The 4341-nt window shown below is 56.0% G+C and carries 8 protein-coding genes; 5 read left to right on the top strand and 3 right to left on the bottom strand.

The genetic code is table 11. The annotated features are described in order from the left end of the window. From ACH2EH_RS13180 to ACH2EH_RS13195, 4 genes are all read left to right on the top strand, one after another. The coding region (locus ACH2EH_RS13180; protein WP_395142378.1) for a DUF1501 domain-containing protein at window positions 1–244 on the top strand (244 nt) is incomplete at its 5' end. A gap of 142 nt (window positions 245–386) precedes the next feature. After that, on the top strand, window positions 387–743 hold the full coding sequence (locus ACH2EH_RS13185) for a hypothetical protein (protein ID WP_395142380.1): 357 nt from the start codon (window positions 387–389) through the stop codon (window positions 741–743). After that, window positions 740–1090 carry a hypothetical protein gene (locus ACH2EH_RS13190; protein ID WP_395142382.1) on the top strand — a complete coding sequence of 117 codons (351 nt, stop codon included), beginning with the start codon at window positions 740–742 and terminating at the stop codon, window positions 1088–1090. Before ACH2EH_RS13185 ends, ACH2EH_RS13190 begins: the two co-directional genes overlap by 4 nt. Window positions 1091–1093: 3 nt before the next feature. Continuing rightward, a complete protein-coding gene (locus ACH2EH_RS13195; protein ID WP_395142384.1) occupies window positions 1094–1561 on the top strand; it encodes an HNH endonuclease in 468 nt (155 codons plus the stop codon). On the opposite strand, the gene ACH2EH_RS13200 is transcribed toward ACH2EH_RS13195, so the two are convergent. Both ACH2EH_RS13200 and ACH2EH_RS13205 read right to left on the bottom strand, forming a co-directional pair. Continuing rightward, a complete protein-coding gene (locus tag ACH2EH_RS13200; RefSeq protein WP_395142386.1) occupies window positions 1536–1973 on the bottom strand; it encodes a formate dehydrogenase accessory sulfurtransferase FdhD in 438 nt (145 codons plus the stop codon). The genes ACH2EH_RS13195 and ACH2EH_RS13200 overlap by 26 nt on opposite strands. A gap of 14 nt (window positions 1974–1987) precedes the next feature. Beyond that, a complete protein-coding gene (locus ACH2EH_RS13205) occupies window positions 1988–2215 on the bottom strand; it encodes a formate dehydrogenase accessory sulfurtransferase FdhD (RefSeq protein WP_395142388.1) in 228 nt (75 codons plus the stop codon). A gap of 102 nt (window positions 2216–2317) precedes the next feature. Here ACH2EH_RS13205 and ACH2EH_RS13210 point away from each other — a divergent pair, with 102 nt between their 5' ends. Beyond that, window positions 2318–3403, top strand: a complete 1086-nt coding sequence (locus ACH2EH_RS13210; protein ID WP_395142389.1) for an NF038122 family metalloprotease — start codon at window positions 2318–2320, stop codon at window positions 3401–3403. Window positions 3404–3469: 66 nt separating this feature from the next. Here ACH2EH_RS13210 and ACH2EH_RS13215 read toward each other — a convergent pair. Further along, window positions 3470–4341 (bottom strand): glutamine synthetase (locus tag ACH2EH_RS13215; RefSeq protein ID WP_395142391.1); only part of this gene is annotated, 872 nt, incomplete at its 5' end.

Consider the following 4341-nt stretch of genomic DNA (forward strand, 5'->3'; position numbering starts at 1 on the left):
CCACCCGCGCTGCTTCACGATGTGGATGGCGGGCGGCGGCTCCAAGCCCGGCACGATCTACGGCGAGACCGACGACTTCTCCTACAATATCGTCAAAGATCCCTGCGATGTCCACGACTTCCACGCCACCGTGCTCCATTTACTGGGGATTGACCACGAACGCTTCACCTATAAATACCAGGGGCTGGATCAGAAGCTCACCGGAGTGGAGCCCGCAAAAGTGATTAAGGAACTGATGGCGTAGAGAGGAGCCGCCCACCGAAGGTGGGCGTCAATAGGCGTTCCGCCAAAAAGTCACTCCGCGACTGCCGAATTTCTCTGTCGCGGAGCGACATCCCAGCCGAAGGCTTTATGACGTCCACGTTCTGTGGGCGTATAATAACGCCATGAACGAGAGCAGCGAGAGTGTTGAGCAGAAAATTGCGGCGATAATAGAGAGTGTGCCCAAACCCGAATTTGTGGCGTCTCTGTCGTTTCATCTCTCCGAGGACTGGAGTGGCGACCCGGCGGTGATGATCCTGGTACTGCTGAAGGACGGCGAGAAGCCTGATAATGCCTATCTGGATAAGGTGAATGCGTATAGCTTTGTACTTCTTGATACAATTAGTCAGACACGTTTGGGCTACCTGCCCTATGTGACATTTCGCCTTGAGTCGGAGCAAGCGGAGTTGGATCGTGAAGAGGTGGAAACTAAGGCTAGGCGTGAGCGACGAAAACATAGAAAGATACCGATTGCGGCATGAGTCTTTCGCACGATCTTCTTGAGCAAGCCGAACATCTGACGAAGCGAGAACGGGGGCGACCGAAGCAAGCGAGCTTAAGGCGAGCGGTTTCTGCTGCTTACTACGCTCTGTTTCATTTACTACTAGAGGATGCGGCACTTCAGGCAGTTCCGGGGAGCCTAGCTTCTTGGCGGCCTGTGAGTGCCCGAGCGATCAATCACGGAGATCTAAAGAAAGTTGCTACTTGGTTTGTGAGTGGTGCTCTCCCGGCACCATTGGCAGTGAGCAATCCTCTCTCCGCAGACATCCGTCTGGTAGCGCGGGCATTTCTGCTACTCTTAGTTGTCACGGATCGCTGGAAACGGTAAAAAATGCCGGAGCTGATTCTGACGGCGGAGCTGGTGCCGTCAACGTCTTGGTACAACAATCTTCGTAACGTGATCGCTCGCGAGGACTGGGACTGGATTCGTAGCCAAGTCTACTTGCACTACGAAAACCGCTGCGGTATCTGCGGCGCGGGCGGCTCGCTGCACTGCCACGAGGTCTGGCACTACGATGACGTGGCGCATCTTCAGACGCTGGAGGGCTTTATTGCGCTCTGCCCCTGGTGCCACCACATCAAGCATCTGGGTTATGCGGGGATTCTCGCTCAGCAGGGAAAGCTGGACTACGCCAAGCTGATCGCGCACTTCCTAAAAGTGAATGACTGTGACCGAGCTGCCTTTGATCGTCACCATGAGGCGGCGATGCAGCAGTGGGAGAAGCGCTCACGTCACAAATGGCGGGTGGAGCTGGGCGAGTATGCTGCGATTATTAAGACTTCTCCGGCAGTGAAGTAAGCTTGTGGAGCCGGACAACCACGGACTTGCTGGTGGGAGTCTTGGACTTATCGGCGTGGCTGCGCAGGGGGATCAGGACATTGGCCTCGGGGAAGTAGGTCGCGCAGCAGCGGCGCGGGCGGCTTTCTGCACCAGCTCGTAGCTCACGCGCATTGTGCCGCCCAATATCCTCCCGCAAGCAGTGCAGAGCGCCATCAGCGGTGAACAGGGCGGCGGCATGGAGTCCACCCGTGGCCTCAAAGACTTTCTGTGCCGCACGGACGTGCGCACTGAGCTGTGGGAAAAGTGCTTGTGAAAACAGCGGCTCGCCCTTGCGCTGTGGTGGCTCCTCTGCCTGCGGAAGCGCACTGCGACCACATACCCCACAGGCTGCATGGGTAGGAAAGCGGCGGAGGGGCAACGGAAGCGCCACACCTGGGGCAAGCGTTACTTCTCCCCCCGAAGCTGCAGAATATCCGCGCGTCGCTGAATCACCCCTTCTCCGTAGAGAAACCCAAGCACAAGCTCCTCATCCTCACCTGGCGTCCGCATTGTCACGGAGAGAGCCTCCCCACTCACGCGTATGGTTAAAGGCTCCTCGACCGCTAGGCAGTCCGCTCGATGGGTTCGCTTTCCCGCCTCAATGCGGAGAATCTCGACTGCGCTCGTTCGCATGGCCTGATTGTACCCAACAAAAAACTAGTACCTCCAGTCAATATTAGGGCATACTGATAATTACCGGGGAGAGTACTGCCCCCACTGCTAGGAAATGAAAATATGCGTTTAATTTCACCACACTTTCTCATACGTCTTGGATTCTCCGCTCTGGCTCTGCTGAACCTGACAGGAAGCTCCCGTGCTCTTACCTTCAACTTGATACCTGTTGCGGGTACAAGTCAGCAAGCCATTGATGGCTTCACTGCCGCGGGTGCCCGCTGGTCAGCACTCTTTACGGATAACGTCACGGTCAACCTTCAGATCGGCTTCTCCGCGCTGGGTGCGGGCATCCTGGCACAGGCGGGTAGCACACAGGCAGACTACACCTACACCAACGTCCGTAGTGCGCTGATCACGGATGCCAACTCGGCGGACGATGCGCTGGCTATCGCAAATCTGCCGAATCGTAATGGGGGGACATCGTTTGGAGTGATGATGAACCGTACGACCGACAACCCCAACGGTGTCAACAGTGCGACTCCCTTTTTGGACACCACGGGGGCCAATACCAACACGGTTCATATGTCTAATGCCAATGCCAAGGCACTGGGGTTGTTAGCCGGCAATAATGCCGCGCAGGATGCGACCATTACGTTTAGCACTACCTTCTCCTGGGACTTTGACCCTACTGATGGAATCACTGTGGGAGCCTATGACTTTGTGGGAATTGCCGTGCATGAAATCGGGCACTCACTTGGCTTTCTCAGTGGTGTGGACATCCTGGATGGCAATGGCTCCGGTTTCAGTAGCAATGCTTTTACCTTTGTTTCTACCCTGGATCTCTTCCGTCGCTCGGCTCTCAGTGTTGCCAATGGGGGAAACGACACGATTGACTGGGTCGCAGACAATACGAATAAGTATTTTTCGCTTGATGGAGGCACGACTAACCTGGGTCTCTTCTCCAATGGTCGAAACTTTGGTGATGGTCGGCAGGCAAGCCACTGGAAAGACAACCTGGGGCTGGGCGTGATGGATCCGACCGCTGGTACGGGAGAGCTACTGACAATCACAGCACGTGATATTCAGGGCTTTGATGTGATTGGCTGGACGCAGAGCATTGGTGGTGTTGCACCGGAGCCAGGTACTCTTGCGCTGGCGCTGCTGGGGATTCCTGCCATTGCGGCACTACGCCGCCGCAGAGCGTAGCCGCGAGCGACGGATAAAAAAACAACAAAAGCCCCGGCCCGTAGGCCGGGGCTTTTGTTGTTTTTCTCAGACCTCCGCGGTCTTGACAGTCTTGATGATCCGTGAGGCTACTTTGTAGGGATCCGCAGCGGAGTTGGGACGACGGTCTTCGAGCCAGCCCTTCCAGCCCCTCTGAACGGCACCAATCGGGATGCGGATAGACGCGCCACGATCGGAGATCCCGTAGGAAAACTTGTTCCATGGAGCGGTCTCGTGCTTGCCGGTCAGACGCAGGTGGTTGTCCGGGCCGTAGACATCAATGTGAGCCATGATGATGTCTTCCGGAGCGAATGCCTGACAGATCTTGTCGTAGACATCCTTGCTGCCCGACGTGCGTAGCGCCGTGTTGGAGAAATTGGCGTGCATCCCCGAGCCGTTCCAGTCCGTGTCGCCCAGCGGTTTGCAGTGCCAGTTGATCCAGACATCGTGAGCTTCACTGACGCGCTCCAGTAGGTAGCGTGCGATCCAGACCTGGTCACCAGCCTCTTTAGCACCCTTGGCGAAAATCTGAAACTCCCACTGACCCGTGGCCACTTCAGCGTTGATTCCCTCGACGTTCAGCCCGGCTTGGAGACACTGCTCCAGGTGCTCCTCGATAATCTCGCGACCAAAGGCATTGCGTGCCCCCACGGAGCAGTAGTAGGGACCCTGAGGAGCGGGGTAGCCGCGATCTGGGAATCCCAGCGGCTTGTTGGTGGCACCGTCGTAGAGGAAGTACTCCTGCTCAAATCCAAACCAGAAATCGTTATCATCATCTTCAATGGTAGCACGACCATTTGATTCGTGTGCCGCTCCTGTAGAATCAAGTACCTCGCACATTACTAAATAAGAAGGCGTACCTAACAAGGAACGTTCAGGATCTTTACAAATATAAACAGGCTTAAGTTGACAATCAGAAG

Origin of the sequence: Armatimonas sp., assembly GCF_043760365.1 — a bacterium.
Lineage (GTDB): Bacteria > Armatimonadota > Armatimonadia > Armatimonadales > Armatimonadaceae > Armatimonas.

Coding starts and splice junctions, on each gene's coding strand:
- ACH2EH_RS13185 (WP_395142380.1), top strand. CDS start 387: ATGAACGAGAGCAGCGAGAGTGTTGAGCAGAAAATTGCGGCGATAATA.
- ACH2EH_RS13190 (WP_395142382.1), top strand. CDS start 740: ATGAGTCTTTCGCACGATCTTCTTGAGCAAGCCGAACATCTGACGAAG.
- ACH2EH_RS13195 (WP_395142384.1), top strand. CDS start 1,094: ATGCCGGAGCTGATTCTGACGGCGGAGCTGGTGCCGTCAACGTCTTGG.
- ACH2EH_RS13205 (WP_395142388.1), bottom strand. CDS start 2,215: ATGCGAACGAGCGCAGTCGAGATTCTCCGCATTGAGGCGGGAAAGCGA.
- ACH2EH_RS13210 (WP_395142389.1), top strand. CDS start 2,318: ATGCGTTTAATTTCACCACACTTTCTCATACGTCTTGGATTCTCCGCT.